The organism is Streptoverticillium olivoreticuli subsp. olivoreticuli (assembly GCF_003391135.1).
Classification (GTDB): Bacteria; Actinomycetota; Actinomycetes; order Streptomycetales; family Streptomycetaceae; genus Streptomyces; species Streptomyces blastmyceticus.
Genome location: NZ_CP031455.1, coordinates 3,924,252 through 3,951,206 on the forward strand (window position 1 = coordinate 3,924,252; position 26,955 = coordinate 3,951,206).

The 26,955-nt window shown below is 73.4% G+C and carries 20 protein-coding genes and 1 tRNA gene; 11 read left to right on the forward strand and 10 right to left on the reverse strand.

Annotated elements, in window-relative coordinates; all coding sequences use genetic code 11:
* Positions 1 to 387 precede the first annotated feature (387 nt).
* The 5 genes from melC1 (at position 388) to DXZ73_RS17070 (ending at position 5,711) form a co-directional block, all read left to right on the forward strand.
* Positions 388 to 801 (forward strand): apotyrosinase chaperone MelC1, encoded by a 414-nt coding sequence (melC1, locus tag DXZ73_RS17050; protein WP_116211851.1) that lies wholly within the window; start codon positions 388 to 390, stop codon positions 799 to 801.
* 49 nt (positions 802 to 850) lie between these two features.
* Positions 851 to 1,678, forward strand: coding sequence for a tyrosinase MelC2 (gene melC2, locus DXZ73_RS17055; RefSeq protein ID WP_116211852.1), 828 nt, complete (start codon positions 851 to 853; stop codon positions 1,676 to 1,678).
* 210 nt (positions 1,679 to 1,888) lie between these two features.
* On the forward strand, positions 1,889 to 3,304 hold the full coding sequence (locus DXZ73_RS17060) for a hypothetical protein (protein WP_240351379.1): 1,416 nt from the start codon (positions 1,889 to 1,891) through the stop codon (positions 3,302 to 3,304).
* 17 nt (positions 3,305 to 3,321) lie between these two features.
* A complete protein-coding gene (locus DXZ73_RS17065; RefSeq protein ID WP_240351380.1) occupies positions 3,322 to 4,320 on the forward strand; it encodes a glutamate ABC transporter substrate-binding protein in 999 nt (332 codons plus the stop codon).
* Between the two features lie 80 nt (positions 4,321 to 4,400).
* A complete protein-coding gene (locus DXZ73_RS17070) occupies positions 4,401 to 5,711 on the forward strand; it encodes a hypothetical protein (RefSeq protein ID WP_116211854.1) in 1,311 nt (436 codons plus the stop codon).
* Between the two features lie 10 nt (positions 5,712 to 5,721).
* On the opposite strand, the gene DXZ73_RS40615 is transcribed toward DXZ73_RS17070, so the two are convergent.
* Entirely contained in the window at positions 5,722 to 6,081 is a 360-nt protein-coding gene (locus DXZ73_RS40615) for a hypothetical protein (protein WP_425315842.1), read from the reverse strand.
* On the opposite strand from DXZ73_RS40615, the gene DXZ73_RS17075 reads away from it, so the two are divergent.
* The 4 genes from DXZ73_RS17075 (at position 6,065) to DXZ73_RS17090 (ending at position 12,222) form a co-directional block, all read left to right on the forward strand.
* Positions 6,065 to 8,242: a tetratricopeptide repeat protein gene (locus DXZ73_RS17075; RefSeq protein WP_425315843.1), complete on the forward strand. Its 2,178-nt coding sequence runs from the start codon at positions 6,065 to 6,067 to the stop codon at positions 8,240 to 8,242. The two genes, DXZ73_RS40615 and DXZ73_RS17075, sit on opposite strands and share 17 nt — an antisense overlap.
* Before the next feature lie 3 nt (positions 8,243 to 8,245).
* The gene (locus tag DXZ73_RS17080) at positions 8,246 to 9,526 is read left to right on the forward strand and encodes a PP2C family serine/threonine-protein phosphatase (protein WP_116211856.1); all 1,281 of its coding nucleotides are present in this window, start codon (positions 8,246 to 8,248) and stop codon (positions 9,524 to 9,526) included.
* A gap of 110 nt (positions 9,527 to 9,636) precedes the next feature.
* Positions 9,637 to 10,998: a VWA domain-containing protein gene (locus tag DXZ73_RS17085; protein ID WP_116211857.1), complete on the forward strand. Its 1,362-nt coding sequence runs from the start codon at positions 9,637 to 9,639 to the stop codon at positions 10,996 to 10,998.
* Between the two features lie 216 nt (positions 10,999 to 11,214).
* The gene (locus DXZ73_RS17090) at positions 11,215 to 12,222 is read left to right on the forward strand and encodes an FHA domain-containing protein (protein ID WP_116211858.1); all 1,008 of its coding nucleotides are present in this window, start codon (positions 11,215 to 11,217) and stop codon (positions 12,220 to 12,222) included.
* On the opposite strand, the gene DXZ73_RS17095 is transcribed toward DXZ73_RS17090, so the two are convergent.
* Positions 12,203 to 13,174, reverse strand: a complete 972-nt coding sequence (locus DXZ73_RS17095) for a methyltransferase domain-containing protein (RefSeq protein WP_116211859.1) — start codon at positions 13,172 to 13,174, stop codon at positions 12,203 to 12,205. The two genes, DXZ73_RS17090 and DXZ73_RS17095, sit on opposite strands and share 20 nt — an antisense overlap.
* Before the next feature lie 119 nt (positions 13,175 to 13,293).
* On the opposite strand from DXZ73_RS17095, the gene DXZ73_RS17100 reads away from it, so the two are divergent.
* Entirely contained in the window at positions 13,294 to 13,698 is a 405-nt protein-coding gene (locus tag DXZ73_RS17100) for a globin (protein WP_116211860.1), read from the forward strand.
* A gap of 30 nt (positions 13,699 to 13,728) precedes the next feature.
* Here the strand turns inward: DXZ73_RS17100 and DXZ73_RS17105 are convergent, their stop codons facing one another.
* The 7 genes from DXZ73_RS17105 to DXZ73_RS39485 all read right to left on the reverse strand — a co-directional run bounded on the left by DXZ73_RS17105 (position 13,729) and on the right by DXZ73_RS39485 (position 23,513).
* Positions 13,729 to 14,505: a hypothetical protein gene (locus tag DXZ73_RS17105; protein ID WP_116211861.1), complete on the reverse strand. Its 777-nt coding sequence runs from the start codon at positions 14,503 to 14,505 to the stop codon at positions 13,729 to 13,731.
* Positions 14,502 to 14,957 carry an acyl-CoA thioesterase gene (locus tag DXZ73_RS17110; RefSeq protein WP_116211862.1) on the reverse strand — a complete coding sequence of 152 codons (456 nt, stop codon included), beginning with the start codon at positions 14,955 to 14,957 and terminating at the stop codon, positions 14,502 to 14,504. Before DXZ73_RS17110 ends, DXZ73_RS17105 begins: the two co-directional genes overlap by 4 nt.
* Before the next feature lie 2 nt (positions 14,958 to 14,959).
* On the reverse strand, positions 14,960 to 16,624 hold the full coding sequence (ettA, locus tag DXZ73_RS17115) for an energy-dependent translational throttle protein EttA (RefSeq protein ID WP_116211863.1): 1,665 nt from the start codon (positions 16,622 to 16,624) through the stop codon (positions 14,960 to 14,962).
* A gap of 194 nt (positions 16,625 to 16,818) precedes the next feature.
* Entirely contained in the window at positions 16,819 to 18,189 is a 1,371-nt protein-coding gene (locus DXZ73_RS17120) for a Cys-Gln thioester bond-forming surface protein (RefSeq protein WP_338059123.1), read from the reverse strand.
* Between the two features lie 305 nt (positions 18,190 to 18,494).
* Entirely contained in the window at positions 18,495 to 19,040 is a 546-nt protein-coding gene (locus DXZ73_RS17125; RefSeq protein WP_116211865.1) for a single-stranded DNA-binding protein, read from the reverse strand.
* Positions 19,041 to 19,326: 286 nt separating this feature from the next.
* Entirely contained in the window at positions 19,327 to 21,777 is a 2,451-nt protein-coding gene (locus DXZ73_RS17130) for a YfjP family GTPase (RefSeq protein ID WP_240351381.1), read from the reverse strand.
* A 5-nt stretch (positions 21,778 to 21,782) separates the two neighbouring features.
* Entirely contained in the window at positions 21,783 to 23,513 is a 1,731-nt protein-coding gene (locus DXZ73_RS39485) for a dynamin family protein (protein ID WP_116215669.1), read from the reverse strand.
* 303 nt (positions 23,514 to 23,816) lie between these two features.
* On the opposite strand from DXZ73_RS39485, the gene DXZ73_RS17140 reads away from it, so the two are divergent.
* Positions 23,817 to 23,889: transfer RNA gene (locus DXZ73_RS17140), tRNA-Arg, on the forward strand.
* Positions 23,890 to 24,006: 117 nt separating this feature from the next.
* Here the strand turns inward: DXZ73_RS17140 and DXZ73_RS17145 are convergent.
* Entirely contained in the window at positions 24,007 to 26,937 is a 2,931-nt protein-coding gene (locus DXZ73_RS17145; RefSeq protein WP_116211866.1) for an AfsR/SARP family transcriptional regulator, read from the reverse strand.
* Positions 26,938 to 26,955: the final 18 nt, after the last annotated feature.

Genomic DNA, 26,955 nt, shown 5'->3' on the forward strand with positions numbered 1-26,955 from the left:
GCCACCGCTGGGGGAACGAGCGGCCCGTACCCGGCCCTGGCCTGATCACGCTCGCGTTCGCGTCATCCTCGCGCCGTGAGACCCGTCACCGCGGACGGCCGTGTTCCGAAGAAACGGCCACCAAGATCATCTTCGGCCGGAAATTCTCCTGACACTGCGTCAATAAGGCCATACGCCAGAAACTTCTCCCCTGACGATAGTTGACCCTTCACGCACCGAATGTCCGTAAAGCGACCAACCATTTCTCGCCCCCCGCTCACCCGTGCGAGCATCCGCCTCGCACGGATTGATCACGAAATACAACAAGCAACCGCCATCAAAAGGGATTTGCGGGCGCATTCGTGACAACCGCGCTCCTGATCACCTTTCGAGGGGGGTTCGACACCCATGTCGTCCAACATCACCCGGCGCGTTGTACTCAGAGGTACCGCCGTGGCCGTCGCCGGTGCCGCACTGGTCGCTCCGACCGCGATGGCCGCCGGCCGCGGCGCCATGACCGGCATGGACCACTCCGGCCACACCGGCCACGGCGGTCCCCAGCCGTTCGACGAGATGTACCAGGGCCGGCACATCGTCGGTAAGGCCGCCGAGCCCGGCAGCATGAGCGCCCACCACGGCGACGGCTTCTCGGTCTTCATCGACGACCGGGAACTGCACATCATGCAGAACGGCGACGGCACCTGGATCAGCATCGTGAACCACTACCTGCCGCTCGCCGACCCGCACGCGATAGCCCGCGCCGCGGTCGAGAAGCTCCGGGGCGCGGAGCTCGTCCCGATGATGATGAACATGGCTCACTGATCCACCACTGCCGACCACCGAACCCGAACCGAAAGGAACACGAACCCCCATGGCAGTGCGCAAGAACCAGGCGGGCCTCTCCGCCACCGACAAGCGGAACTTCGTCAACGCGGTGCTGGAGCTGAAGAAGCGCGGCATCTACGACGGCTTCGTCCGTACGCACGAAGAGTTCATCATGAGCGACCGCGACAACTCCGACCGCGTCGGCCACCGCTCGCCGTCCTTCCTCCCGTGGCACCGCCGCTTCCTGATCCAGTTCGAGGGGGAGCTGCAGAAGATAGACGCTTCGGTGTCGCTGCCCTACTGGGACTGGACCGCCGACAACACGCCCACCGCCTCCATCTGGGGCGACGACTTCCTCGGCGGCAACGGCCGCAGCCGCGACGCCCAGGTGATGACCGGCCCGTTCGCCTACTCCACGGGCAAGTGGAACATCAACGCCAGCAGCGACAACCGTCCCTACCTCCAGCGTGAACTGGGTGCCGACGGCGCCCAGCTGCCCACGCGCGCGCAGGTGGACGCCGTGCTCGCGATGACCACCTACGACACGGCGCCCTTCAACAGCCTCTCCGAGGGCAGCTTCCGCAACTACCTGGAGGGCTGGCGCGGCCAGGGCCGCGTCCACAACAGCGTGCACGTGTGGATCGGCGGCCAGATGGCCACCGGCTACTCCCCCAACGACCCGGCGTTCTGGCTGCACCACTGCTTCATCGACAAGCTGTGGTCGGACTGGCAGCGCATGCACCCGACTTCGGGCTACCTGCCCGCCGGCGGCACCCCGAACGTCGTGGACCTCAAGGACACGATGCGCCCCTGGAACAACGTCACCCCGGCGGACATGCTCGACCACACGAAGTTCTACACCTACGACCGCTGACGGTCGTCCGGCGGCCCGGGAACCGAACGGGCCCGCCGTACGTGGTGGGGTACAGAGGCCGACGCAGACCCCGGCGAAGATCCCGATCCGAACAAGATCGGTCCGACACCGGTGTGTTTGTCAGTCCCTGCGGCCATACTGACTGGCCGGGCACCTGTCCTCCACCGCACCGGGTGACGGGCCGCCCTCAGCGACCGAGGGGGAGGTCTCGTGTCCCATCCGCAGCCGGCCGGAGCCGTCGCGCCACCGACGCCCGTGCCGTCGCCGCCCGCACCCGCACAGCCGCCCGAGCGGTCCGTCGCCTGGCGCGAGGCGCTCGACCGGCTGCGGGCCGCGGCGACGACCGAGCCGGGGCGGCTGCGCATCATCGGCGCCGTCCTGGCCCTGCTGCTGGTCGCGTTCGGCACGGTCACCGCGTGGCAGGTCGCGGCCAGGGCCTCGGCCGCCGACGACGTCGTGCACCGCAGCCAGCCGCTGAGCGCCGACGCCGCGGACATCTACCGCTCCCTCGCCGACGCCGACACCACGGCCGCGAGCGGCTTCCTCGCGGGCGGGCAGGAGCCGCGCGCGGTCCGGCAGCGGTACGAGAAGGACATCGCGCGCGCCTCCGAGCTGCTGGTCAAGGCGGCCGCCGGCACGGCCGGTTCGGACACCTCCCGCAGCCGGATCGCCGAGCTCAACGCGGCCCTCCCGCAGTACACCGGCCTGGTGGAGGCCGCCCGCGCCAACAACCGGCAGGGCCTCCCCCTCGGCGGCGCCTATCTGCGCTACGCGGGCGACCGGATGCGCGACGACCTGCTGCCCGCCGCCCGCGGGCTGTACGAGTCGGAGACCGGCCGCCTCGGCTCCGACTACGGCGACGCCAAGTCCTGGCCCTGGGCCGCCCTGGGCACCGGGGTGCTGGCCCTCGCCGCGCTCGGCCGGGCCCAGCGGCGCTCCTTCCTGCGCACCAACCGCGTCTTCAACCACGGCCTGCTGGCCGCGACCGGCGCCACCACGGTGGTGCTGCTCTGGCTGGCCGTCGGCCACGGCGTGGCCCGCTCCGGCCTGGAGAGCTCCTCCGCCCACGGCGCCGAGTCCCTCCAGGTCCTCAACGAGGCCCGGATCGGCTCCCTCCAGGCCCGCGGCGACGAGAACCTCACCCTGGTGGCGCGCGGCGCCGTCCTCACCAAGAACGGCGACGACGCCTACGAGGCGAGCTACCGCGACGGCATGGGCAAGCTCATCGGCGGCGGCCAGGGCGCCCCCGCGCCGGGCAGCCTCCTGGACCGCGCCCGCGACCTCGCCGACGACACCGCGGGACGCGCCCCCGTGGAGGCGGCGATCAAGGACGTACGGGAGTGGCAGCGCCGGCACAGCGGCGCCCGCGCCACCGACGACGGCGGCTATTACGACCAGGCCGTGCCCAAGGTGATCGGCGAGACGGGCAGCACGGGCGAGTCCTTCGACCGCGTCGACGACGAGCTGCGGCAGGCCCTGGACCATGAGCAGAGCGAGTTCCGGCAGGCGGCCGACGACGGGCGCGGCGCGCTCTCGGGCCTCGCGGAGGGCGCCGCCGTGCTGGCCGTCCTGGGGGCGGCGGGCGCCGTGCTCGGCATCGGGCGCAGACTGTCGGAGTACCGGTGACGGGGGGAGACAGGGGCGTGAACGCACCACTGCGGGCGCTCGGGACACGAGCGCGCTCCAGGCCGCTGCTCGCGGCCGCGACGGCGGCGGGCTGCGCGCTGGCGGCGACGGCCGCCGTGCTGGTGCCCACCCAGACAGGCGCCGCCCGCGAGCGCCCGGACCGGCCGCCGGCGGCGGTCGAGGGACCGGCGCGCGGCGTCTCGGCGACGAAGTGCGCGAACCCGGCGGCCAGTCTGCGGCCGACGGGCGACCTGGACGGCCCGGCCGTCCAGCGGATCAAGGCCCGCGGCAAGCTGATCGCGGGCGTCGACCAGAACAGCTACCGCTGGGGCTACCGCAATCCCGCCACCGGGGAGCTGAGCGGCTTCGACATCGACCTGGTGCACGCCATCGCCAAGGACATCCTGGGCGACCCCGGCAAGGTCATGTTCCTGGCGATCCCCACCAACCGCCGGATACCCGCCGTGCAGTCCGGCAAGGTGGACATCATCGCGCGCACCATGACCATCAACTGCGACCGGATCAAGCAAGTCGCCTTCTCCACCGCCTACTTCGAGGCCGGGCAGCAGGTGCTGGTCCCCAAGGGGTCGCCGGTGAAGGCGTTCGACGACTCGCTGAAGGGGAAGAAGGTCTGTACGGCCGAGGGGTCCACGGCGGAGGCCAAGGTGCGGGAAGAGCCGCACGGTTCGACCCTGCTGACCGTCCCCAACCACCTCGACTGCCTGGTGCGGCTCCAGCTGGGCCAGGTGGACGCGGTGGTCAACGACAACGCCCTGGCGGCCGGCCAGGCGGCCCAGGACCCCTCCGTGGAGCTGGTCGGAAAGCCGTTCACCACCGAACCGTACGGCGTGGCGATGAACCTCAAGGACGTGGACCTGGTACGCCGGGTCAACAAGGTGCTGGAGGACTACCGCAGCGGTGGCGCCAACAGCCCGTGGATGCAGGCGTACCAGCACTGGCTCGCCTCCGGCCTCGGCGGGGCGGACGCCCCGCCGGCACCCGAGTACCGGGACTGACGGCGGGCCGGCGCGAGGATCGACGAGCACCACCGTTACGGAGACGTCGGCGGCAGGGCCGCGGACAGGAGAGGGGATCGATGGCGGTCGCGGGGCCCACCGGGCCGGCCTTGAGCCGCGAGGAGGTGGACCGTGCGCTGGCGAGGCTCGGCGCGGAGCACGAGGCCGTCGAGACCTCGCTGCTCGCCCTCCAGGACCACGCCGGGCGGCGCCTCCTCGAAGGGGCGGAGCTCTCCGGCACCACCAAGAGCCGGTGGGCGGCCGCCGAGCAGCTCATCGGGCGGCTGTGGGTGTGCTTCGACGCCTACACGGCGGCCCTGACGGCCGCCCGCGAGCTGCGCGCGCGGCGCCGCTGGCCCTCCCAGACCGAGCTGTCCGAGCTCACCGAGCTGCTGCGCGGCAGCGGCGTCACCCTGCCCGGTGACGCGACGCTCTCCTTCACCTCGCCGGGCACCGCCGCCCGCCTCAGCGAGCAGCTGAGCCTCCAGGAGCTCCTGGAGCGGATGAACGGCTGGTACGCCCAGGCGCTCGACGTGGTCGTCACCGCCGACGCGGTCTGGTCCGCGCTGCCCGCGCGGATCGACCTGCTGGCGGCGGAGCTGCAGCGCGTCCGCTCCCTGGCCCACTCGGTGGGCGTGCGGCCCGGTGAGCACCCCTCCGGTGACGACCTGGAGCAGATCACCCACGAGCTGGCCGCGCTGCGGTCGGAGGTGGTGTCCGATCCGCTGGCCTTCTGGGCGGGCGCCTCGCCCAGCTCCGCGCCGGGCGGCGGCCGCCCCGACACCGGGCGCTACGACCGCGCCGCGCGCGCCCTGGAGGACGTACGGCGGGAGGTCGAGGCCGTCCTGGACGTCCGGCTGGACGCCGAGCAGCGGCTGCTCGGCGTGCGCGACGTCCTCTCGCGGGCGGACCGCACCCTGAACGAGGCGCGCCAGGCGCGTGCCGAGGTGCTGTCCAAGATCGCCGCGTTCGAGGTGCCCGCGGTGTCGGGCCCGCCGACCGCGCTGTACGAGCAGCTGGCGGCGGCCGCCGACCACCGCAGGCACGCGCGGTGGCACCGTCTGTCGCCGCTCCTGGAGGGGCTGGAGCAGCGGGCCGAGGACGAACTGCTGCGGGCCCGCGAGTCGCTGGCGGCGGTGACCGCCCCGCTGGCCGTGCGGGCCGAGCTGCGCGGGCGGCTGGACGCGTACCGCGCGAAGGCGGGGCGGCACGGCCTGGCGGAGGACTCCTTCCTGATCGAGCGGCACGACGCGGCGCGCCGCATGCTGTGGAGCGCTCCGTGTGATCTGGTGGCCGCCGAAATGGCCGTGCTGCGTTATCAGCACGCGCTGGCCGAAGCACTGGCGCCGACCGGGACCTCCGGGCCCGTCGACCGTAGGGGGGAATCATGAGCGGTGCCTGTCAGCGACCGGGCTGTTCCGGGTCGTACGAGGACGTGGGCGGCGGCGAGCTGTACTGCGACACCTGTGGGCTGACGCCGGTGGTCTCGCCGCGCGGCATGCTGGCGTCCCCGGCCACCGGGGTGACGGCCGGGGGGCGGGGCTCGGGGCAGAGCGGCGGTTCGTCGCGGTCGTCCTCGGGGTCGTCGTCAGGGGCGTCGTCGAGATCGTCGGGGTCCTCCACGTCGCGCCGGTCGGTCTCGGGCAGGCTGTCGCGTTCGCTGACCGGTGGTTCGGAGGGGTCCGGGAGCACGGCGGGCGCCCGGTCGGTGTCGGTGCGCAGCTCGCGCTCCTCGGCGGCCCCGGTGTCCGGGCGCGGCAAGCTGGGCGCGGGGCTGGTGAGCGTGCCGGAGGTGCCGCGCCCCGATCCGCGGGCGGCGGTCCTCGCCAACCCGGAGGTGCCCGAGCGCAAGCGGTTCTGCAGCAAGGGCGACTGCGGTGCGCAGGTGGGGCGTTCGCGCGGGGACCGGCCGGGGCGCACGGAGGGCTTCTGCACCAAGTGCGGGCACCCGTACTCCTTCGTCCCGAAGCTGCGCTCGGGCGACGTGGTGCACGGGCAGTACGAGGTCGTGGGCTGCCTCGCGCACGGCGGGCTCGGCTGGATCTATCTGGCCGTGGACCGCGCCGTGTCCGACCGCTGGGTCGTCCTCAAGGGCCTGCTGGACACGGGCGACGAGGACGCGCTGGCGGTGGCCGTCTCCGAGCGGCGCTTCCTCGCGGAGATCGAGCACTCCAACATCGTCCGCATCTACAACTTCGTCGAGCACCTCGACCAGCGGACCGGCAGCCTCGACGGCTACATCGTCATGGAGTACGTGGGCGGCAAGTCGCTCAAGGAGATCGCCAACGAGCGGCGGCAGCCGGACGGGCGGCGCGACCCGCTGCCGGTCGAGCAGGCGTGCGCGTACGGCATCGAGGCGCTGGACGCGCTGGGCCACCTGCACAGCCGCAACCTGCTGTACTGCGACTTCAAGGTCGACAACGCCATCCAGCAGCAGGACCAGCTCAAGCTGATCGACATGGGCGCGGTCCGCCGGATGGACGACGACGACAGCGCGATCTACGGCACCGTGGGCTACCAGGCGCCGGAGGTCGCGCTGGTGGGCCCGTCCGTCGCCTCCGACCTGTACACGGTGGCGCGCACGCTGGCGGTGCTCACCTTCGACTTCCAGGGCTACACCAACGTCTTCGCGGACAGCCTCCCGGACCCCGACAGCATCGAGGTCTTCACCCGCTACGAGTCCTTCTACCGGCTGCTCGTCCGGGCGACCGACCCCGATCCGGGGCGGCGGTTCGCGTCCGCGCAGGAGATGGCGGACCAGCTGACGGGCGTGCTGCGGGAGGTGGTGGCGCTCCAGACGGGGCGGCCGCGGCCCGCGCTGTCCACGCTGTTCGGGCCCGAGCTGCGGGTGGTGGACACCCGGCTGTTCGAGGAGACGGTGTGCGAGACGTCGGTGCTGGGCGCCCGGATGACGGGCCGGAGGGCGGTGACGGCCGCGGTGCCCGCGCAGCGGCTGCCACCGGGTGCGGGCGGCGGCCGGGCGGCGGCCGTGGCCCCGCTGGACACCCGGGCCGCGGCGCTGGCCCTGCCGGTGCCGCTGGTCGACCCGAACGACCCCAACGCCGGTTTCCTGGCCGGCCTGCTGGCCTCCCAGCCCGCCGAGCTGTACGCGGCGCTCCAGGCGGCGCCCACCCAGTCGCCCGAGCTGCGGCTGCGGCGCGTGCGGGCCCAGCTGGAGCTCGGCGAGGAGGGGCCGGCGTCGAAGGCGATCGAGGCGCTGGAGGCGGCGCACCCCGAGGACTGGCGGATCGTCTGGTACCGCGGGCTGCACGCGCTGGCCTGCGGTGACCACGAGACGGCCGCGCTGTCCTTCGACGCCGTCTACGACGCGTTCCCGGGCGAGCCCGCGCCGAAGCTGGCGCTGGGGGTGTGCGCGGAGGTGCTGGGGCAGCTCGACAACGCCGCCGAGTACTACCGTCTGGTGTGGACGACGGACCCGAGCTTCGTCGGCGCCGCGTTCGGGCTGGCCCGGGTGCGGCTGGCCGCCGGGGACCGGGCGGGCGCGGTGGACGCGCTGGAGTCCATACCGGAGGCGTCCATCCACTACACGGCGGCACGGGTCGCGGCGGTACGGGCCCGGCTGCGCGGACGCCTCCCCCAGGACGCGCTGCTGGACGACCTGCTGGCCGCGGCCGGCCAGGTGGAGCGGCTCGCGGACTTCGGGCTGGACGCCGTGCGGCGGGAGCGGCTGTGCACGGAGGTGCTCGGCACCGCGCTGGACTGGGTGCTCGCGGGCGCCCCGGGAGCGCGGGCGCGTCCGGAGCACACCGCCGCGCTGCTCGGCAGCGGCCTGGACGAGCGCGGGCTGCGTTTCGGGCTGGAGCGCTCGTACCGCGTGCTCGCGCGCCTCGCCCAGCGCGGTGAGGAACGGATCGAACTGGTGGAGCGGGCCAACCGTTTCCGCCCCAGGACATGGGTGTGATCGATGTCGCAACTGCCGCGCCCCCCACAGCTGACGGTATGTCCCTCCTGCCACGAGCCCCTGGAGCCGGCCGACAATTTCTGCGGCGGCTGCGGTGCCGACCTCTCGGCGCCGCCGCTGCCGTCGGCCGGGCCTCCCGGGGGCCTGTTCACGGCGCCGGAGGGGCGCACGGCCGCACGGGCGGCCGACCGGCCCGCCCCGGGGCCGCCGCCCGGCAGCGATGCCTCGGCGGCGCCCGGCACCGGCCCCGACCCGCGCGAGGCGCGCGTGTTCGGGGGTGTGCCCGCGCAGGCGGCACACGGTGTCTCCGGGGCGCCGCCGGAGCCGGGCGCCGCGCATCCCGGCGCGGACGGCACCGGCAGGATCTGCGGGTCCTGCCGATCCGGCATGATCGACAAGGACGGGTACTGCGAACACTGCGGTCATGCACAGCCGCGCGAACGGGATCACATGGAGCACCAGTTGCCAGGCGTCGCGGCGGTCAGTGACCGCGGCCTGCGCCACCACCGGAACGAGGACGCGTACGCCGTGTCCACCGTGGCACTCGCGGACGGCGGCCCCGCCACCGTCGCCGTCGTCAGTGACGGCGTGTCGTCCGCGACCCGCCCCGACGAGGCGTCGGCGGCCGCCTGCGCGGCCGCGCGCGAGACCCTCGTGGCGGCCCTGCCGGTGGGCGCGGACCCCCGGCAGGCCACCCACGACGCGATCGTCCACGCCGCCGAGGCCGTCACGGCGCTCGCCACGACACCGGCCGCGGACGAGGCGCGCCGGCACGAGCCGCACCGCCACGAGAACGCCCCCGCCTGCACCATCGTCAGCGCCGTCATCACCGGCGACCTCCTGACGGTCGGCTGGATCGGCGACAGCCGCGCCTACTGGGTGCCGGAGGACCGCGGCACCCAGCCCGCCCGGCTCACCGAGGACGACTCGTGGGCCGCCCAGATGGTCGCGGCGGGCCTGCTGTCGGAGGCCGAGGCCTACGCGGACGAGCGCGCCCACGCGATCACCGGCTGGCTCGGCGCGGACGCGTACGAGGTCGAGCCGCACACCGCGTCGTTCCACCCCGACCGGGAGGGCGTCGTCATCGTGTGCACCGACGGGCTGTGGAACTACGCGGAATCCGCCGAGCACATGGCCGCGATCACCCCGCCGGACGCCCGGCAGCGGCCGCTGGAGTGCGCGCGGCGGCTGCTGGCCCACGCGCTCGACGGGGGCGGCCACGACAACGTAACAGTGGCGGTCCTGCCGTTCCCGCTGCCGCTCGAAGGGGCAGGATCGGCCTGACGCGCGCGTGTCCACGGGGGGATGCACACCGCGGTGCCGGGTCCGGTGCCGGGCGCCTGGCCGCCCCCCGCCCACTTGTTGCTTTTGATGAGTACCGAGGAGCGGATCAGATGGCCATTTTCTCCAAGCCGGGTGTGCCCCGGTTCACGGTCGAGGTGTATCAGAACGCCCATCTGCCCGAGGGCGGCCGCGAGGTCAACGCGATCGTCACGGTCACCTCGACCGGGGGTGGCACCACTGGAGAGACGCCCATCCCGGCCCAGTTGTCCCCCGCGGCGCACACGCCCCGCGAGCAGGCCCCGGACGCCGCCGTGGTCATCATGGTCGACTGCTCGGGCTCGATGGACTATCCGCCCACCAAGATGCGCAACGCCCGGGACGCCACCGCGGCCGCCATCGACACCCTGCGCGACGGCGTGGCCTTCGCCGTGGTGGCCGGTACGCACCAGGCGAAGGAGGCGTATCCCGGCGGCGGCCGGCTCGCGGTGGCCGGTCCCGTCACCCGGCAGCAGGCCAAGGAGGCGCTGCGCAAGCTCACTCCGGGCGGCGGCACCGCGATCGGCACCTGGCTGCGCCTGGCCGACCGGCTGCTGGACGCGTCCGACACCGCGATACGCCACGGCATCCTGCTGACCGACGGCCGCAACGAGCACGAGGAACCGGAGGCGCTGCGGGCCACGCTGGACGCGTGCGCGGGGCGGTTCACCTGTGACGCGCGGGGCGTGGGGACGGACTGGGAGGTCAAGGAGGTGACCGGCATCGCCTCGGCGCTGCTGGGCACCGCCGACATCGTCGCCGACCCGGCCGGGCTGGCCGCGGACTTCACCAGCATGATGCGGGCCACCATGGGCAAGGAGGTCGCGGACGTGGCGCTGCGGCTGTGGACCCCGCAGGGCGCCGAGGTGCAGTTCGTCAAGCAGGTCGCACCGTCGATGGAGGAACTGACCGGCAGGCGGGCCGAGTCGGGGCCGCGCACGGGCGACTATCCGACGGGTTCGTGGGGCGACGAGTCGCGCGACTACCACGTGTGCGTGCGGGTGCCGAGTGCCGCGGTGGGCGAGGAGATGCTGGCCGCGCGGGTCTCGCTCGTGCTGCCCGCGCCGGACGGTTCCACGCCGCAGGCGCTCGCGCAGGGGCTGGTCCGGGCGATCTGGACGGACGACCTGGCGGCGTCGACGTCCATCAGCCCCCAGGTCGCCCACTACACCGGGCAGGCCGAGCTGGCCGAGGTCATCCAACAGGGCCTGGACCTGCGGAAGTCGGGGGACGTCGACGGGGCCACGGCCAAGCTCGGCCGCGCCGTGCAGCTGGCGAACCGGTCCGGCAACGAGGACACCGCGAAACTCCTTGCGAAAGTGGTGGACGTCGTGGACGCCGTGACGGGTACTGTGCGGCTGAAGGCGAAGGTCACGGCCGAGGCGCAGATGACGCTCGAAACGCGCTCGACCAAGACCGTACGAGTGAAGAAGTAGCGAGGAACGGCGCAGGGGGCGCGCGGCTGCCGCGAGGGCGGCGGTGGCGGCTCCCGGCGGCGGGCCGGCCGGGGTCCGCGCATCGGTCCGGACCGGGCTCGCCCCCGTACGGTGGCGGCCCGGCGGCGACCGGTGCGCGCCCCGGTGAGACGATCCGGTGCGACGAACCGGCGAAGAGACCGGCGACGAACGGCACACGAGGGGGAATCAACCGACATGCCGACCTGCCCGAACGGCCATCAGTCGGCGGCCGACGACTGGTGCGAGGTGTGCGGCCACCGAATGTCGGCGGCCGCCCCCGCGGGTGCCGTCCCTCCGCCGCCACCGCCCTCCGCACCGCCCCTGTCCGGCCCGGGCGGTGGCTATTACGGGGACACGACCGTCCAGGCGGAGCTGTGCCCGCACTGCCGTACGCCGCGTGAGGCGCAGGCGCCGTTCTGCGAGGAGTGCCGCCACAACTTCCTGACACACACGGGGGGTTCGTTCGGTCCGCCGCCGGTGCCGCAGGCGCAGGAGCCCCAGTCGGCGCCGCCCCCGGCGCCGCAGCACACCCAGCCACCGCAGTCGTACGAGTACTACGGTTCGCGTCCGTCCCGGATCAACCGGCCGGCCGAGCCGCTCACCCCGGAGACGCACCCGGCGTCGCCGTCGTTCGGTGACGACGACGACTGGATGCTGCCGCCGCCGAGCTCGGCGCCGTCGTACCCGTACGCGGAGCATGCGGCTCCCTATCAGGAACATGCGGCTCCGTATCAGGAGCACGCGGGTGAGGGAGTGCCGCAGAGCGTGCCGCCGCAGGCGGGGCCGCCCGCCGCGTCCGCGGGCTGGATCGCGGTCGTGGCACCCGACCGCGACTACTTCCTGGCCATGATGAACCGCAGCGGCCCGGAGGCGGCCGGGCTGAACCTGCCCGCCTACTCCCCCGAGCTCCAGCTTCCGCTCGGGGGCCCGCAGGTGACGATCGGCCGCCGCCGGCACAGCACCGGGGAGTCCCCGGACATCGACCTGTCCCGGCCGCCGGAGGACCCGGGCGTCTCGCACCAGCACGCCATGCTGGTGCAGCAGCCGGACGGCAGCTGGGCGGTCGTCGACCAGGACTCCACCAACGGCACCACGATCAACGGCTCGGCGGAGCCCATCCAGCCGTACGTCCCGGTGCCGCTCCACGACGGCGACCGGGTGCACGTCGGCGCCTGGACGACGATCACGCTCCGCCGGAGCTGATCTCCTGGCCCAGCGGCCAGCGCCAGGGTCCGTCGGGGGTGTCGAGCCAGGCCCACTGCCGGTCCCCGGCCACGGTCACGCCGTAGCGTTCGCGCGGCGGGCGGCCTTCGTCGTGCCACAGGGCGAGGGCGTCCGCCGGCGCCATCCGGCTCAGCGTCAGCAGGAATTGGAACCTGTCGCTGCGCAGCAGGCGCCAGGGGAGGCCGCTCCGGTCGGGCGGTGGTGGCACGGCCGCGCCGCGCAGCGGCACGAAATAGGCGGGGGTCCGCAGGAACCTGCCCTCCGCGTGCGTGGCGTCCGCGACCCGCAGGGCGATCAGGCCGGTGGCGAGCGGGGCGAGGATCAGCCCGCCCGGCCCGCTCTGCGCGACCCAGGCGTGCGGCACGGAGGACAGGGCGCAGGTGGCGATGGTCCGGTCGAAAGGGGCGCGTGACGGGCAGCCGAGCGCCCCGTCGCCGGTGACGACCGTGGGGTGGAAGCCGGCCGCCGCGAGGTGCGCGCGTGCGGCGTCCGTGATCTCGGGGTCGAGGTCGACGGTCGTCACGGCGTCGTCACCGAGGCGGTGCGCGAGCAGCGCGGCGTTGTAGCCGGTGCCCGCGCCGATCTCCAGGACGGTGTGGCCGTCGTGGAGGTCCAGGGCCGTGAGCATCTTGGCCATCAGGGACGGCTGGCTGCTGGAGGAGATCAGCTCGCCGTCCCGGACGTACGTGGCCAGCGGCTCGTCCGCGTAGACCCCGCTCAGCCAGGCGTCGCGCGCCCGGGGGTCCGGGTCGTCGCGGGAGAGCAGCCGGTGTCCGCCGGGGGCGCCCACGTAGTAGGACGGCACGAACAGCTCGCGCGGGACCTCCTCGAAGGCGGCCCGCCACCGGGGGTCGGTCAGCTCGCCGCGGGCGACCAGTTCCCGCACGAGCCCGGCGCGGAGACCGGCCGCGGGCTCCTCGTCTTCGGCCATGCCTCCAGGGTGCGCCGCCGCCGGGCCGGGGGCGACGCCGCGGCGTCGCCCTTGCCCTTCGAAGGTGCGATGGTCCTACTTCCCCCGTCCTCGGCCGTGTGGTCTGAGACCATGGAGGGGTGAATGAGATTCCGCGCGGCACACTGCAGGAGCAGACGTTCTACGAGCAGGTGGGCGGCGAGGAGACCTTCCGGCGCCTGGTCCACCGCTTCTACCAGGGGGTGGCCGAGGACCCGCTGCTGCGGCCGATGTACCCGGAGGAGGACCTCGGCCCGGCCGAGGAGCGCCTGGTGCTGTTCCTGATCCAGTACTGGGGCGGCCCCCGTACGTACAGCGACAACCGCGGTCACCCGCGGCTGCGGATGCGGCACGCGCCCTTCGAGGTGAACCGCGCCGCGCACGACGCGTGGCTGCGGCACATGCGGGACGCGGTCGACGAGCTGGAGCTCGCGCCCGAGCACACCGAGCAGCTGTGGAGGTATCTGACCTACGCCGCGGCCTCGATGGTCAACACCGAGGGGTGAGCGGGGCGCCGTTCCCGGCGCCCCGGCGCCTCAGGCGGGGGTGACCGTCAGGCCCTGGAGGCCGCCCGTGCGGACGGCGACCGAACCGTACGGGGTGCGCAGGCGCAACCAGCCTCCCGCGGCGAAGAGCGTCAGCGGCTCGGGGCCGAGGGCGAGCGCGGCACCGGCCCGGCCCGCGGCGGGCCCGGCGGCGGCCCCGGTCCGTACGGGCCGCAGGAAGCCCAGCGACTGGGCGGCGTGCACCGCGCGCAGCGGCAGCGCCGTGTCGCCCAGGGTGCGGGACCAGATCTCCCGGCCGATGCGGTCGCGCTCGACGCGCGTGCGCTGCGGCTCGGGCAGGGCCTCGTCCCGGGTGCGGAACTCGGTGACGGCGGCGGCCACCGCGCCCCGCACGGCCTCCACGCCGGGCAGGCCCTCGACGCGCTGCCAGCCGCTGCGCGGTGGCAGCACACCGGCCCACGGCGGTCCCGTGACGGCCTCGGGGACGACCACGACCGGCCCGGAGCCGGGGCTCGCGGCGCCCGCGGCGTCCAGGGCGTCGGCGAGCTGACCGGCGGAGACCGTGGTGTCCAGCACGGTCCGCTCCGCGCCCTCCGCGGGCTCGGCCAGCCGCGCGGTGCGGATGGCGAGGACCTCGAAGGACGGCGGGCGGCCGAAGACGCCCAGCACCCCGCCGCTCGCCTGGAGCCGGACCGCGGCGGCCCGGTCGTAGTGGATCAGCCGGGCCAGGAAGCCGGCCAGGTCGGCCGCCTCCCCGGCATCGGCGAAGCACAGCCGCTGCCCGTACGGAACGGGGTGCGCCGTCATGCGGCGACGGCCCCCTTCGCGGCGGGACGGCCGTCGGCCTGCCCGTCGTCGTCCCGGTACTCCTCCAGGAAGGCCCGCTCCTCGGCGGTGATCCGCCGCGGGCGGCCCTCCTGGAAGTCGTACGGCACGACGACGGTGGTGGCCTTCACGTACACCCGGTCCTCGTCCTTGACCTCATAGGCGACGGTCAGGGACGCCGCTCCCAGCTTCGTCACCCACGTCTCGATGGTCACCGGGGCATGCCGGTGCACCAGGGGACGCAGATAGTCGATCTCGTGCCGGGCCACGACGGAGCCGCCCGTGAAGGACGCGCTCCCCTCCCCCGGCGCCAGCCGGAACATGAAGTCGATCCGTGCCTCTTCGAGGTAGCGGATGAAGACCGCGTTGTTCACATGGCCGAAGGCGTCCATGTCCGACCAGCGCAGGGGGCACGAGTACACGTGACGCGCCACGGTCAGCCCCGGGTGAGCTTCTTGTAGGTGGCGCGGTGCGGACGGGTCGCGTCGGCACCGAGTCGCTCGATCTTGTTCTTCTCGTACGACTCGAAGTTGCCCTCGAACCAGTACCACTTGGAGTTGCCCTCGTAGGCGAGGATGTGCGTGGCGACCCGGTCCAGGAACCAGCGGTCGTGCGAGATGACCACGGCCGCACCGGGGAACTCCAGCAGCGCGTTCTCGAGCGAGGAGAGGGTCTCGACGTCGAGGTCGTTCGTCGGCTCGTCCAGGAGCAGCAGGTTGCCGCCCTCCTTGAGCGTCAGCGCCAGGTTCAGACGGTTGCGCTCACCACCGGAGAGGACACCGGCGGGCTTCTGCTGGTCCGGGCCCTTGAAGCCGAAGGCGCTGACGTACGCGCGGGACGGCATCTCGACCTGGCCGACGTTGATGTAGTCCAGCTCGTCGGAGACGACGGCCCACAGCGTCTTCTTGGGGTCGATGTTGGCGCGGCCCTGGTCGACGTAGGAGATCTTGACGGTCTCGCCGACCTTGATCGAGCCGGAGTCCGGAGTCTCCAGGCCCTGGATCATCTTGAAGAGGGTCGTCTTGCCGGCGCCGTTCGGGCCGATGATGCCCACGATGCCGTTGCGCGGCAGCGTGAACGAGAGGTCGTCGACGAGCACCTTGTCGCCGAAGCTCTTGGAGAGGTTGTTGACCTCGACGACGATGGAACCCAGGCGCGGGCCCGGCGGGATCTGGATCTCCTCGAAGTCCAGCTTCCGCATCTTGTCGGCCTCGGCCGCCATCTCCTCGTAACGAGCGAGACGCGCCTTGGACTTGGTCTGACGGCCCTTGGCGTTGGAGCGGACCCACTCCAGCTCTTCCTTGAGGCGCTTGGCGCGCTTCGCGTCCTTCTGCCCCTCCACCTTGAGGCGGGTGGCCTTCTTCTCGAGGTAGGTCGAGTAGTTGCCCTCGTACGGGTGCGCCCGGCCGCGGTCGAGCTCCAGGATCCACTCGGCGACGTTGTTGAGGAAGTAGCGGTCGTGGGTGACGGCGACAACGGCGCCCGCGTACTTCGAGAGGTGCTGCTCCAGCCAGTTCACCGACTCGGCGTCGAGGTGGTTGGTGGGCTCGTCGAGGAGCAGCAGGTCGGGGGCCTCGAGCAGCAGCTTGCAGAGCGCGACGCGGCGCTTCTCGCCACCGGAGAGGTTGACGACCGGCCAGTCGCCGGGCGGGCAGCCCAGCGCGTCCATGGCCTGCTCGAGCTGTGCGTCGAGGTCCCAGGCGTTGGCGTGGTCCAGGTCCTCCTGGAGCTTGCCCATCTCGTCGAGCAGCGCGTCGGAGTAGTCCGTCGCCATCAGCTCGGCGATCTCGTTGAAGCGGTTGAGCTTCCCCTTGATCTCCGCGACGCCGTCCTCGACGTTCTCCAGGACGGTCTTGGACTCGTCGAGCTTCGGCTCCTGCATCAGGATGCCGACGGTGTACCCCGGGGAGAGGAACGCGTCACCGTTGGAGGGCTGCTCCAGGCCGGCCATGATCTTGAGCACCGTGGACTTACCGGCACCGTTGGGCCCCACGACACCGATCTTCGCGCCGGGCAGGAAGTTCAGCGTCACGTCATCGAGGATGAGCTTGTCGCCGTGCGCCTTGCGCGTCTTGCGCATGGTGTAAATGAACTCAGCCAAGATAAACCGTCCGGCAATCGAGAAGGGCCAATGTGCGGCTCCGCCGCGTGAGGGCAGATACACCCCATCATGCCGGACTGGTAGCCCTCGGCGGAAACGGGTTGGTCACAGCCTCGGGCGGCCGGGGGTGTGCGCAGTGGTGTGCCGGGTGGTGTGCGGGCAGGCGGACTCCCGCCCGCACACCGTGACCGGGGTCACTCCCCTGAGGCCGCCTTCTGCCTGCGCAGGAGGTAGACCGCTCCGCTGCCGACGACGATCAGCGCGATCGCCACGCCGGTGAACGTGGGGTCGGTGTGATTGGCGCCCGTCTCGGCGAGATCACCCTCGGCGGAGGCGTTGACCACACCCTTCCCGACGCCGCCGGCCGAGGCCGGGCGCATACGGGACGCGCGCTCGGCCTTCGTGCCGGTGCCCGCGCCCGCCGCCGTGCCGCCGTCGGTGGCGGCCGCCGCGCCGCTCTCGGCGGTCATGCAGTCCAATATCCCGGAGAACGTCCTGGAGAAGCCGTTGGGACCCTTGATCGTGAACCTGTACGCCTGATCCTCGCCCACCTTCACAAAGGTCGTCTCGGACCGGCCCGCGGGGACGGCGTGCCGGGTCCCGTCGAGGTCGAAGACGAACGGGGCGTCGCCCTTGTTGTCGGCGGTGATGTCCACGCCGCCCTTGGCGCAGTTCTTCCTGGCGGACAGCGCCGGCATGGCGCCCTTCTCCGCCCAGGTCGCGGTGGCCGTGGCGGAAACGGTGCTCTCGCTGGAGCCGGCCAGGATCTGGCTCTGCGTGGTGGTGTGGTCACCGATGAAGACCCGGCCGACCGGCGCCTTGGTGGCCGCCGTGGCCTTCAGGGACAGGGATCCGTCGCGGGCACCGGGCCGCACGGCGAAATAGAGCTCGCCCCCGTCCCCGGTGGAGGTGACCGGCTTGCCCTCCTTGTCGACGATCTTCACGCCCTTGGCGTCGGCGTCACCGGCAGGGGTGACGGTGACACTGCTCGCGCTGGTGCGGACGGTGACCGGGCCGAGCCGTCCACCGGACTTGCCGGAGACCGCCGACGGGGTCAGGGACAGGGACGCGGCGGGCTCGTCGGTGTCCTGGGCGTTCTTGTAGAGGTAGTCGGCGAGCTTCTCGGCCGCGGCGTCCTTGGCGTCGACCTGGACGCCGTCGGAGTAGCGCCAGATCGCGACCTGGGTGCCCGCGGCGGCGGTGTTCGCGTCGAGCGGGCCCGAGTCGGCGTCCTTGGCGAGCGCGGCGAGGTCGTTCACCTGCGGGTAGGAGTGCTGGAGGATCCAGCGGATCCTGCCCGCGTTCTTGTTGCCGTGGAGGGGCGACTCGCCCCAGCCGACCTCTTTGTACTTCGCGCCGTCCACGGTGTTGGTGAGTATGTCGACGCAGTACGTCTGGAGCGAGCCACCACCGTCGACCTTCATCTCGAACAGGCCCGCCTGCATGTCGCCGGTCTTCCGCCGGTCGTGGACGACGGCTCCCGATCCGGCCGTGATCCTGCCGAGGGTGGCGCTGACGCCGCCCTGGTTCTGCGGCGCGTCCTCCGCGGCGGCGGGGCCCGCCACGACTATCGTGCCTACCGCAGCCAGACCCGACACCAAGGCCGCTGCGGCAAGGCGGGCAGCTCCCCGCCTCTTGACAGAAGTCATCAATTTCCTTCCGGGCGCGCGCAGATCCAGTCGATGCGCCTCGTCAGTGAACTCAAAACTCAGAAGCCCCCGTTGCCACGTGCTGCGAACGTGATCTTAAGGAGCGAGCGCGACAGCATCCCCACCGAGGGGGCCGCCCAACCGATCCGAATCGGAATCGTTATCGGAGAACGCCGCCTGACCTGGCATTATCGATAAATCGGTGGGACAAACACCCCATTTCACAAGGGCGTTGCCCCGACCGCGACCCCGGTAACGCCGATCGCCCCCACGCCCACCGCACCCGCCCCCTCGGCTCCCGCCACTGCCGGCGGGTGGTCCGGAGCGACCCCTTTCGTCCCCGGTGGAACCATTGCGTCCGCTCTTGCTCCCGCCATCCGCACCGGTTCGACCGGCAGCGGTCTCGCCGGTGAGACCCTGCGGAAGGCCGAGGTGCCGCGGGTGAGGTCGTGACCGATCGACACAGCGTCAATCTCCGCCGACAGCCACCGCTTTCCGTCGCGCTCCTGGTCCTGGATCCTCAACTTTCCCTGCACGATGACCGGTTCGCCGATCGTGACGGAGGCCACGACGTTCGCGGCCAGCGTGCGCCAGGCGCGCACGGTGTAGAAGCTCGTGTAGGCGTCCGACCACTCCTCCCTGCCGCGGTCCCAGCGGCGCACCGTCGCCGCGAGCCGGAACCGTGAGACGGCCGAGCCGTTCGTGGCCTCCCTGTAGTCCGGCTGCGTCGCGACGTTCCCCACGACCGTCACCAATGTCTCGTTCATCCGAGCCGCCTCCCCCATTGCGTTGGCCTTGCGCCGAGACCCATGCTGCCCCTGCTCACGCAAGCCCGCTGAGGGCTGTGGACGACGGACGCTTTGTGGACAAGTCCGTCACCCACGAGGATTGGGGGCGGGCCCCCAAGGTCCCCCAACACGACCGCGCGCCGTGCCGTCAAACGCCAGGCGGGGCTGATGTGCTGGGTGGGCTTGATGTGCCGGGCGGCGCCTGATGCGCCGGGCCCGATCGATGTGTCACACGCACTCGTCGGCCCGCGGCAACGTCAGACCCTCACGCCCCGCCCGCCGCGATCACAAACTGCGCCCGCACCTCCCGGTACCGCAGCAACTCCGCCGCCACAGGCTCCAGGACACGCTCCCGCCCGCAACCCGCCGCCGCGCTCCGCAGGCGCCGCTCCGTCTCCAGGCCGTACCGCCGTGCCGGCCCCCGCGCCAGCATCCGGCAGCACCAGGTGAGGACCGGACCACCCACACCACCGCCCGTCAGCAGGAGCCCGGGGGCCCACCACTCACCCCCGAACACCTCCGCCGTCATACCCATCAGCCACACCGTCCCCGCCAGTTGCAGCCCCAGGAGCATTCCCTGCAGGGTTCCCGCCACCGTCCACCAACCGGGGCGCGCCGGGCGCGCACCCCCACGCGTGCGCCAGGCGCTCAGCCGCCCGGACCCCGTACGCGGGCCGCCCCGGTCCCCGGAGCCCCTTCTTCCGGAGTGCTTCGAGAGCCTCCGGCCCACCGCGAGACGCGGGCGGGCGAAGCGCGGGCGGGCGCGCCGACCAGCGGGATTCCCTGGGGCGGGGCGCTGCCCGGCGACGGCGCCCGGATCGGACTGCCGGTCGGCGGCGCCGGCCACGGCGACCGCCCCGCGCGGGCCCCCGGCACCGTCCGTACCGTCCGTTCCCGGGGGCCCGGGGGCCACGGGAACGGAGACCGCGGGCCCGGAGGCTGCGGATCCGCCCGGCTCTCCCTTCCCTTGCCCTCGGCCGCCGTTTGCGCTCACCGGCGCACCGGTCGTCCCCGCGCCCCTCGTCCCCGTGCACGGTTCGCCCGTCCCCGTGGCGGGCCCGCCGCCCTTGGCGTGGCGGCCTCCCACGCTCGTCCGCGGGCCGCGGGCGCGCAGGCCCACGCCCGTCCGTCCGGTCCAGCGGACGGCCATGGCCGCTGCCGCCGAGGCCGCCTCGTCCAGGGCGTCCGCCAGCCCCTCCGCGCCGCGGCCCGCGGCCTCCCGTACCGCCTGGGCCCAGGGGTCGGGCAGCCCGGCGGACGCCTCGTACGCCAGGGCCCGTACCGCCTGTTCCACCAGGGGCCGGGACACCGTGCGGCACGGTGAGGAGGCGGGCCGGGCGAGGATTCCGAGGGCGTCGGCAGCGGTGGGGGGCGCGGGGATGTCGACCGCACTCCCGCTCGCAAGCCTGCTCGTACGACCGCTCGTGCCCTCCTTCACGCTCCCCTTCGCGCGTACCGCCTTCCGTGCCCCCCGTTGCCAGCCGTACCAGCGGCGCGCCAGCGTCCAGGACGTCCCGCAGGCGCGCTCCGCGTCGCGCAGCCACGCGCGCTCCGCCGCGAGACCGGCCGCCTGGGCGCCCACCGCCTCCGCCAGCCGGTCCTCGAACTCCTGCCTAGCCGCCTCCGTCAGCCCCGGCCGCCCCTTGGCCACATAGGCGGGCCGCAGCCGCGCGGATACGCCGTCCACATCGGCGACCAGCCGCCGCTCGGCGACGTTCCTTCCGGCCGTGAACTGGGCCAGGGTCTCGCGCAGTTCGCCCACCCCGGCACCCGTGAGCGCCGACAGGGCCAGCACGACGGCGCCCGGCTCGCCGTGTTCGCCGAGGGCGAGCCCGTCCTCGTCCAGCAGCCGCCTCAGGTCGTCCAGCACCTGGTCGGCGGCGTCCTCCGACAGCCGGTCGACCTGGTTGAGCACGACGAACGTGACCTCGGCGTAGCCCGCCAGCGGCCGCAGATAGCGCTCGTGCAGCACCGCGTCCGCGTACTTCTCCGGGTCCACCACCCAGATCACCGCGTCCACCAGCCGCAGCATCCGGTCCACCTGCTCGCGGTGGCCGGCCGTCGCGGAATCGTGGTCGGGCAGGTCCAGCAGGACGAGCCCGTGCATACCCGGGTCGTACGGGCGGACCGGCTGCCGGCGCGCCCGCGCCGGGATGCCGAGCCGGTCCAGCAGCGCCTCCGCGCCGTCCGTCCGCTCCGTCCACGCGCACGCGATCGGCACGGCCGTCGTCGGCCGCCGCACCCCGGCCTCCGAAAGCTGGGTCCGGGCCAGGGCGTTGAAAAGGGTCGACTTGCCGCTGCCCGTCGCCCCGGCGATCGCCACGACCGTCAGGTCCAGCGGATGCCGCTGCCGTGCCGCGGCCTCCTCCAGCACCCGCCCCGCCTCCGCGAGCGTCCGTCGGTCCAGCCGCGCCCGCGACAGCCCCACGAGCTCCCGCAGGGCGTCCAGGCGGGGCCGCAGGAGCGCGCCGATCGGGGGCGTGGAGGTGGGCTCCGGCGCGTACAGAGAGCGCTCGGAGGTGTTCGTACGCCCCTGTGGGGCGCTGACCTCCTCCTGGACCGCGCGCCCGGCGCCCGCGCTCTCCGGGGTGGTGTGCGAACGGGAAACGCGCCCCGGGCGGGCGCGGCGCGCGATCAGCCCGTCGTCCCAAGTGCCGCGCGCGGTCTCGGGGACAGGCTTCTCGTTCCGTTCCTCACGACTGTCGGACGTGGACACGGCGGTCACCTCTCCTTCTGGAGCACGGACAGCGCGGCGATGAGTTCGACCTGGTGGTCGGGGGTGATGTCGAGCGCTTCGAGGGGCGCGGTCCGGCGGTCGCGCTCCCCTTCGAGCACCCGCTCCAGGCAGTCGGCCAGCAGTTGCGCGCCCCGGTCGCGCAGCCGCAGCACGCCCTGCGGCCCGAGCGTCCCGGCGAGGATCTCCCCCGCCGTACGGGCCCGGCGGCCGCCCAGCAGCGATACGGCGAGCAGGGCGGCGGCCCGGTCCGCGTCGAGGCCCGTGCTGCGCTCGGCCGCCCGTACCGCCTCCTCCGCGACCTCCTCCAGGCAGCGGCGCCAGCGGCGCACGGCCACACCGATCCGGCCGATCGCCCCGTCCGGGTCGCGCGGCGCGAGCACGGTGCCGGCCGCCGGGTCGCCCACGCACGCGGCGGTGATCTCCTCGTCGGCGGCCGCGACGGAGCAGCTCAGCACGGCCGCCAGCGAACTGGTGAGGGCGGTGAGCAGTTCGTCCGCTGTGCTGTCTTGCGGGTGGCCGCGCCAGTGTGTGAGCGCGTCACCGGCGAGCACCTCGCCCGCGCCGACCTCCTCCCGCACCCGCTCGCCCGCCCGCCCGTACGCGTCCTCCACCCGCTGCAGCAGCCGTACGGCCACGGCGTGCTGCGTCGCGGCCGCCCCCGCGAGCCCGGGCAGCCGGGACCCCAGCGAGGCCAGCAGCCCCGCGACCGTGCGGGCGGACGCGACGGCGTGCGCCGCCGGGTCCTGCGCCCGCTGGTCGAGCCAGGCGCGCAGCCCCGCGACGGCCGTGGAGGGCAGCAGTCCGTTTCCGCCGCCCGCGGACTCCGGAAGCTCGGGGATGGTGAACCGCGGCACGTCGCCGAGCCCCGCCGCCGCCAGCAGCGCGCCGTAGTGCCGGGACACCTCCGCGGCGACCTGGTGCGGCACCCGGTCGAGCACGGTGACGAGGGTGACGTCGTACTCCTTCGCCGTGCGCAGCAGGTGCCACGGCACCGCATCGGCGTACCGGGTCGCGGTGGTGACGAGTACCCAGATGTCGGCGGCGCAGATCAGCTCCGCGGCGAGGTCGCGATTGCGGGCGACGAGGGAGTCGATGTCGGGGGCGTCGAGCAGGGCGAGTCCGAGCGGAAGGCTCCGGTCCGTCTCGATCCGCAGCGCGGGGAGCTCGCCGGTCTCCTCACCCCGGGCGTCCTCCTCCTCGCCGGCCCCGTCGCGCCCGTCCGGGGCGTGCGGCTTCCGTGCGGCGTGCGGCTCCAGCAGCTCGCGCGGATGGAGCAGTTCATGGGTCCCCAGCAGCTCCTGCATCTGCCTCAGGTCGCACGGTTCGTACGCGGTGATCTCCTGGGCCGGGACCCACATCCTGCGCAGCTCCGGCAGCACCCGCTGCCCGGCGAACCAGTGGTGGTCGTCCGGGTGGCAGACCAGCACTGGCGTGCGGGTCGTCGGCCGCAGGACCCCCGCCGCAGTGACCCGCCGGCCCACCAGGGAGTTGACGAGAGTGGACTTGCCCGCTCCGGTGGACCCCCCGACGACCGCCAGCAGCGGAGCTTCGGGGGCGCACAGCCGGGGCACCAAGTAGTCATCGAGTTGCGCCAGGAGTTCGGCACGGTTTCGACGGGCGCGGGCGGCGCCGGGAAGGGGGAGCGGGAAGCGTGCGGCGTCGACACGGTCACGCAGTGCGGACAGCGCGTCGAGCAGTCGGGGCCGTACGTCCAAGGTCGCCACACGTGCAGAATGCCCAATTCTGGTGTGATTTTGAAGCGTATAGCCCATGGCGCGCGAGGCGTGGCGGATGGGACTCAGGCATAACGAGTACACAACACCCGACGCCTGAGGCGTAAAAAACGGTGCAAGATTCGTACCTGCCTGCGATTATCAGGACCGCTTCACCAAACCTGCACATCGTGTCACGGAGGTGAAGCAACCGGGACGGGGCGAGCGGAGCCCTATCCTTGTCCCCGGCAAGGTCACGGCACCACCGAGCCTGGGGCTTCACCCGTCCGCGACCGCCGTACACCGGCCCCCGTAGCTCAGTGGATAGAGCAGGCGCCTTCTAAGCGCTTGGCCGCAGGTTCGAGTCCTGCCGGGGGCGCTCCGTTTCCACCGCACGCCCCTCCCCGCCGGGAGGGGCGTTTTTGCTGGTTCGGGGGACGTTAGCGGGGGTGGCGTAGTGGGGGCGTAAGCGGTGCGGCGGCGGCGCGGAGGTTCTTCAGGCGCGGTCGGCCGACGGTGCGAGGGGTGGGCTGCTCGGGGTCCATGACGGCCATGGGGTCGTACGGTCGGGGGCGTCCGGCAGCCCGCCGAGCTCGCGCAGCGAGGTGGCCTCCGGGGCTCCGATGGCGGCCAGTGTCTCGTGGGCCCTGGCCCAGTACAGGCGTGCCGCGTCGCGGTCGGGACCGCCGCCGCGGTCGGACAGGGCATGTCCGAGTTCGGCCCAGGCCAGCCCGGCGCCGTAGCGGTCGCCGCCCGCCGCGAGGGCGTCGGCCGCCCGCGCCGCCGCGTCCGCCGCGGCCTGCGGCCGTGCCCCGGCCCGGAGCGACCGGGCCAGGGAGAGAAGGGTGCGTCCCGTCCGGCAGTGGTCGTCGGGGCGGAGCAGGTCCAGGGCGGCGCGGAAGTGCCCGACGGCCTGTCCGTGGTCGCCCTGTTCGTGGGCGATGGTGCCGAGTGTGGTGGCCACCTGGGCCTCCAGCGCGGAATGGGCGAGGGCGCGGCTGAGGGCCCGGGCGGTGTCGGCGGTGCGCCGGGCGCCCGGTACGCGCCCGCCCCTCGCCAACGCCTGGGCCAGGTTGAGCAGTTCGAGCACCGATGCCTCGTGGTCGCCGATGTCGTGGTGCAGGGACGCGGCGGTCCGGAAGCTGTCGGCGGCGTCCTGATGGCGGCCGACATGGGTGAAGCACATGCCGAGCGTGGCGTTGGCGTGTGCCCGGACGAAGGGCGGGAGCGTGCACCGGTCGCAGAGCTGCAGGGCGCGCAGAAGTTCCGCCAGGGCGGGGGTGGGGGACCCCACTTCGACGAGGAGCCGCCCCAGGGCGAGCCGCACCCGGGCCTCGTCCGGCGGGGTGCCCTGTTCCAGGACCAGGTCCAGCAGGGTGCCAGCGGCGCGGCCGAGTTGCAGGGCGACGTGTCCGGACGTGTGGGTGAGTGCCGTGTTCAGCAGGAGGGTCGTGGCGACGGAGAGGTCGAGTTCCGGGACTTCCCGGACGCACTGGAGGATCAGGGTGGCGATGTCACGTGGGTCTGCCCAGGCCGGCCGCGCCGGCATGACCTGGTTGTAGTGGTCGAGCAGCGCGCCCGGGATCCGGCCGCGGACGGGGTCGTCGGCGTCGGTGAGGTCGCGCGCGAAGTCGCGGACCAGATCGTGGTAGCGGTAGCGCTCGGGGCCCGGTGTCTCCAGCAGCGAGAAGTCCACGAGGGATTCCGCGAGATCCTCGGCGTCGCTCCGGGACAGGCCCAGGACGTGTGCCACGACCTCCAGGCGCAGTTCGTGCAGCTGGGGAAGGGCCAGCAGGCGGAACGCCTCGGCCTGGGCCGGGTCGAGCTGGTCGTAGCTGATCCGGAAGGCGGCCTCCACGGCGAGCCCGCCGTCGCTCAGCACCCGTAGCCGGCGGCGCTCGTTGCGCAGGCGGTCGAGCATGCTGCCGACGGTCCAGGAGGGGCGGCAGGCCAGCCGGGAGGCGAGCACGCGCACCGCCAACGGCAAGTGGCCGCAGAGGTGGAGGATCTGCCGGGCGGCCTCCTCCTCCGCCGTCACCCGCCTCTCGCCGACGATGCGGGTGAACAGCTCCGAGGACTCTTCGGGGGTCAGGACGCCCAGCCCGAGGAACCGGGCGCCGGGCAGCGCGGCCAGCCTGTTGCGGCTGGTGACCAGGACCGCGCACCCGGGGGTGCCGGGCAGCAGCGGCCGTACCTGCTCGGCGTCCTGGGCGTTGTCCAGCAGGAGCAGGACCCGCCGGTTGGCCAGCACGGACCGGAAGAGGTCCGAGCGCGCCACGAGTGCGGCCGGCACGGCGTGCGCGGGAACCCCGAAGGCGTGCAGAAACCGCTCCAGCACCTCCGCCGGGGACGCCGGGCGCCCGTCGTCCCCGTGCAGATCGGCGTAGAGCTGGCCGTCGGGGAAGTCCTCCGCGACCCGGTGGGCGACATGGACGGCGAGTTCGGTCTTGCCCACTCCGCCGAGGCCCGACAGCGCCGCCACCGGCATCGTGCCGGGGGTGCGCAGCACGGCCGCCGCCGAGGCGATGTCGGCCTGGCGGCCGACGAAGTCGCCGGTCCCGAAGGGGAGATGGCGCGGGGTCAGCAGGGGCGCGTAGGCGGGGGCGGCAGCGGCCTCCGGCGGCGCCCCAGGCCGTCGGCCCACTGGGGCCGGCGGTTCGGCCGGCGCCAGCGCCGGGTCGCCGGCCAGGATGCGCTGGTGCAGTTCGCGGAGGGCGGGTCCGGGGTCCACCCCCACCTCCTCCGCGAGGGTGCGGCGCGTTTCGGTGTACGCCACGAGGGCGTCTGCCTGCCGTCCGGCGCGGTAGAGGGCGAGCATCCTCAGCTCGGCGAAGCGCTCGTTCAGGGGTTGTTCGGCGGCGAGCCGGGTGAGCTCCTCCAGCACGTCGCCGTGCCGGCCCGCGGCCAGGCGGAGCTCGATGCGCAGTTCGTTCAGTTCCCTTCCGCGCTCCGCCCAGCGGGTCCGCTGGCGCTCGGCGTACGGGCCGTGCAGGCGCAGCAGCACGTCACCCCGCGACAGCGCCAGGGCCTCGTCGGCCAGGTCGAGGGCGCGGCGCGGTTCGCCCGCGGCCCGCAGGCGCAGCGCCTCGGCCGTGAGCTCCTCGCAGCGCCGCATGTCGACGTGGACACTGTCCGCCGGGACCGTGTAGGAGCCGGAGGCGGAGACCAGGGTCTCCTGGCCGAGGAGGCGCCGCAGCCGGTAGGCGTAGGTGCGGACGGCGCCCAGCGCGCGGTCGGGCGGGGCCTGTCCCCAGATGGCGTCGATGAGCCGGTCCGCGGTGACGACGCGTCCGGCCTCGATCAGCAGCACGGCGAGCATGGTGCGCTGCTGGGGCGGGCCGAGGGGCAGTTCGGTGCCGTCGCGCCAGCCTCGTACAGGGCCCAGAAGGCTGAAACACAACCCGGTGCCGGACTCGTTTCCACCCATTCCGACCCTCTTGACAGT

Bases quoted from the DNA above. Each gene is read 5' to 3' on its own strand.
- melC1 (WP_116211851.1), top strand. From the start codon at position 388: ATGTCGTCCAACATCACCCGGCGCGTTGTACTCAGAGGTACCGCCGTG.
- melC2 (WP_116211852.1), top strand. From the start codon at position 851: ATGGCAGTGCGCAAGAACCAGGCGGGCCTCTCCGCCACCGACAAGCGG.
- DXZ73_RS17070 (WP_116211854.1), top strand. From the start codon at position 4,401: ATGGCGGTCGCGGGGCCCACCGGGCCGGCCTTGAGCCGCGAGGAGGTG.
- DXZ73_RS17080 (WP_116211856.1), top strand. From the start codon at position 8,246: ATGTCGCAACTGCCGCGCCCCCCACAGCTGACGGTATGTCCCTCCTGC.
- DXZ73_RS17085 (WP_116211857.1), top strand. From the start codon at position 9,637: ATGGCCATTTTCTCCAAGCCGGGTGTGCCCCGGTTCACGGTCGAGGTG.
- DXZ73_RS17090 (WP_116211858.1), top strand. From the start codon at position 11,215: ATGCCGACCTGCCCGAACGGCCATCAGTCGGCGGCCGACGACTGGTGC.
- DXZ73_RS17095 (WP_116211859.1), bottom strand. From the start codon at position 13,174: ATGGCCGAAGACGAGGAGCCCGCGGCCGGTCTCCGCGCCGGGCTCGTG.
- DXZ73_RS17105 (WP_116211861.1), bottom strand. From the start codon at position 14,505: ATGACGGCGCACCCCGTTCCGTACGGGCAGCGGCTGTGCTTCGCCGAT.
- DXZ73_RS17125 (WP_116211865.1), bottom strand. From the start codon at position 19,040: ATGAACGAGACATTGGTGACGGTCGTGGGGAACGTCGCGACGCAGCCG.
- DXZ73_RS17145 (WP_116211866.1), bottom strand. From the start codon at position 26,937: ATGGGTGGAAACGAGTCCGGCACCGGGTTGTGTTTCAGCCTTCTGGGC.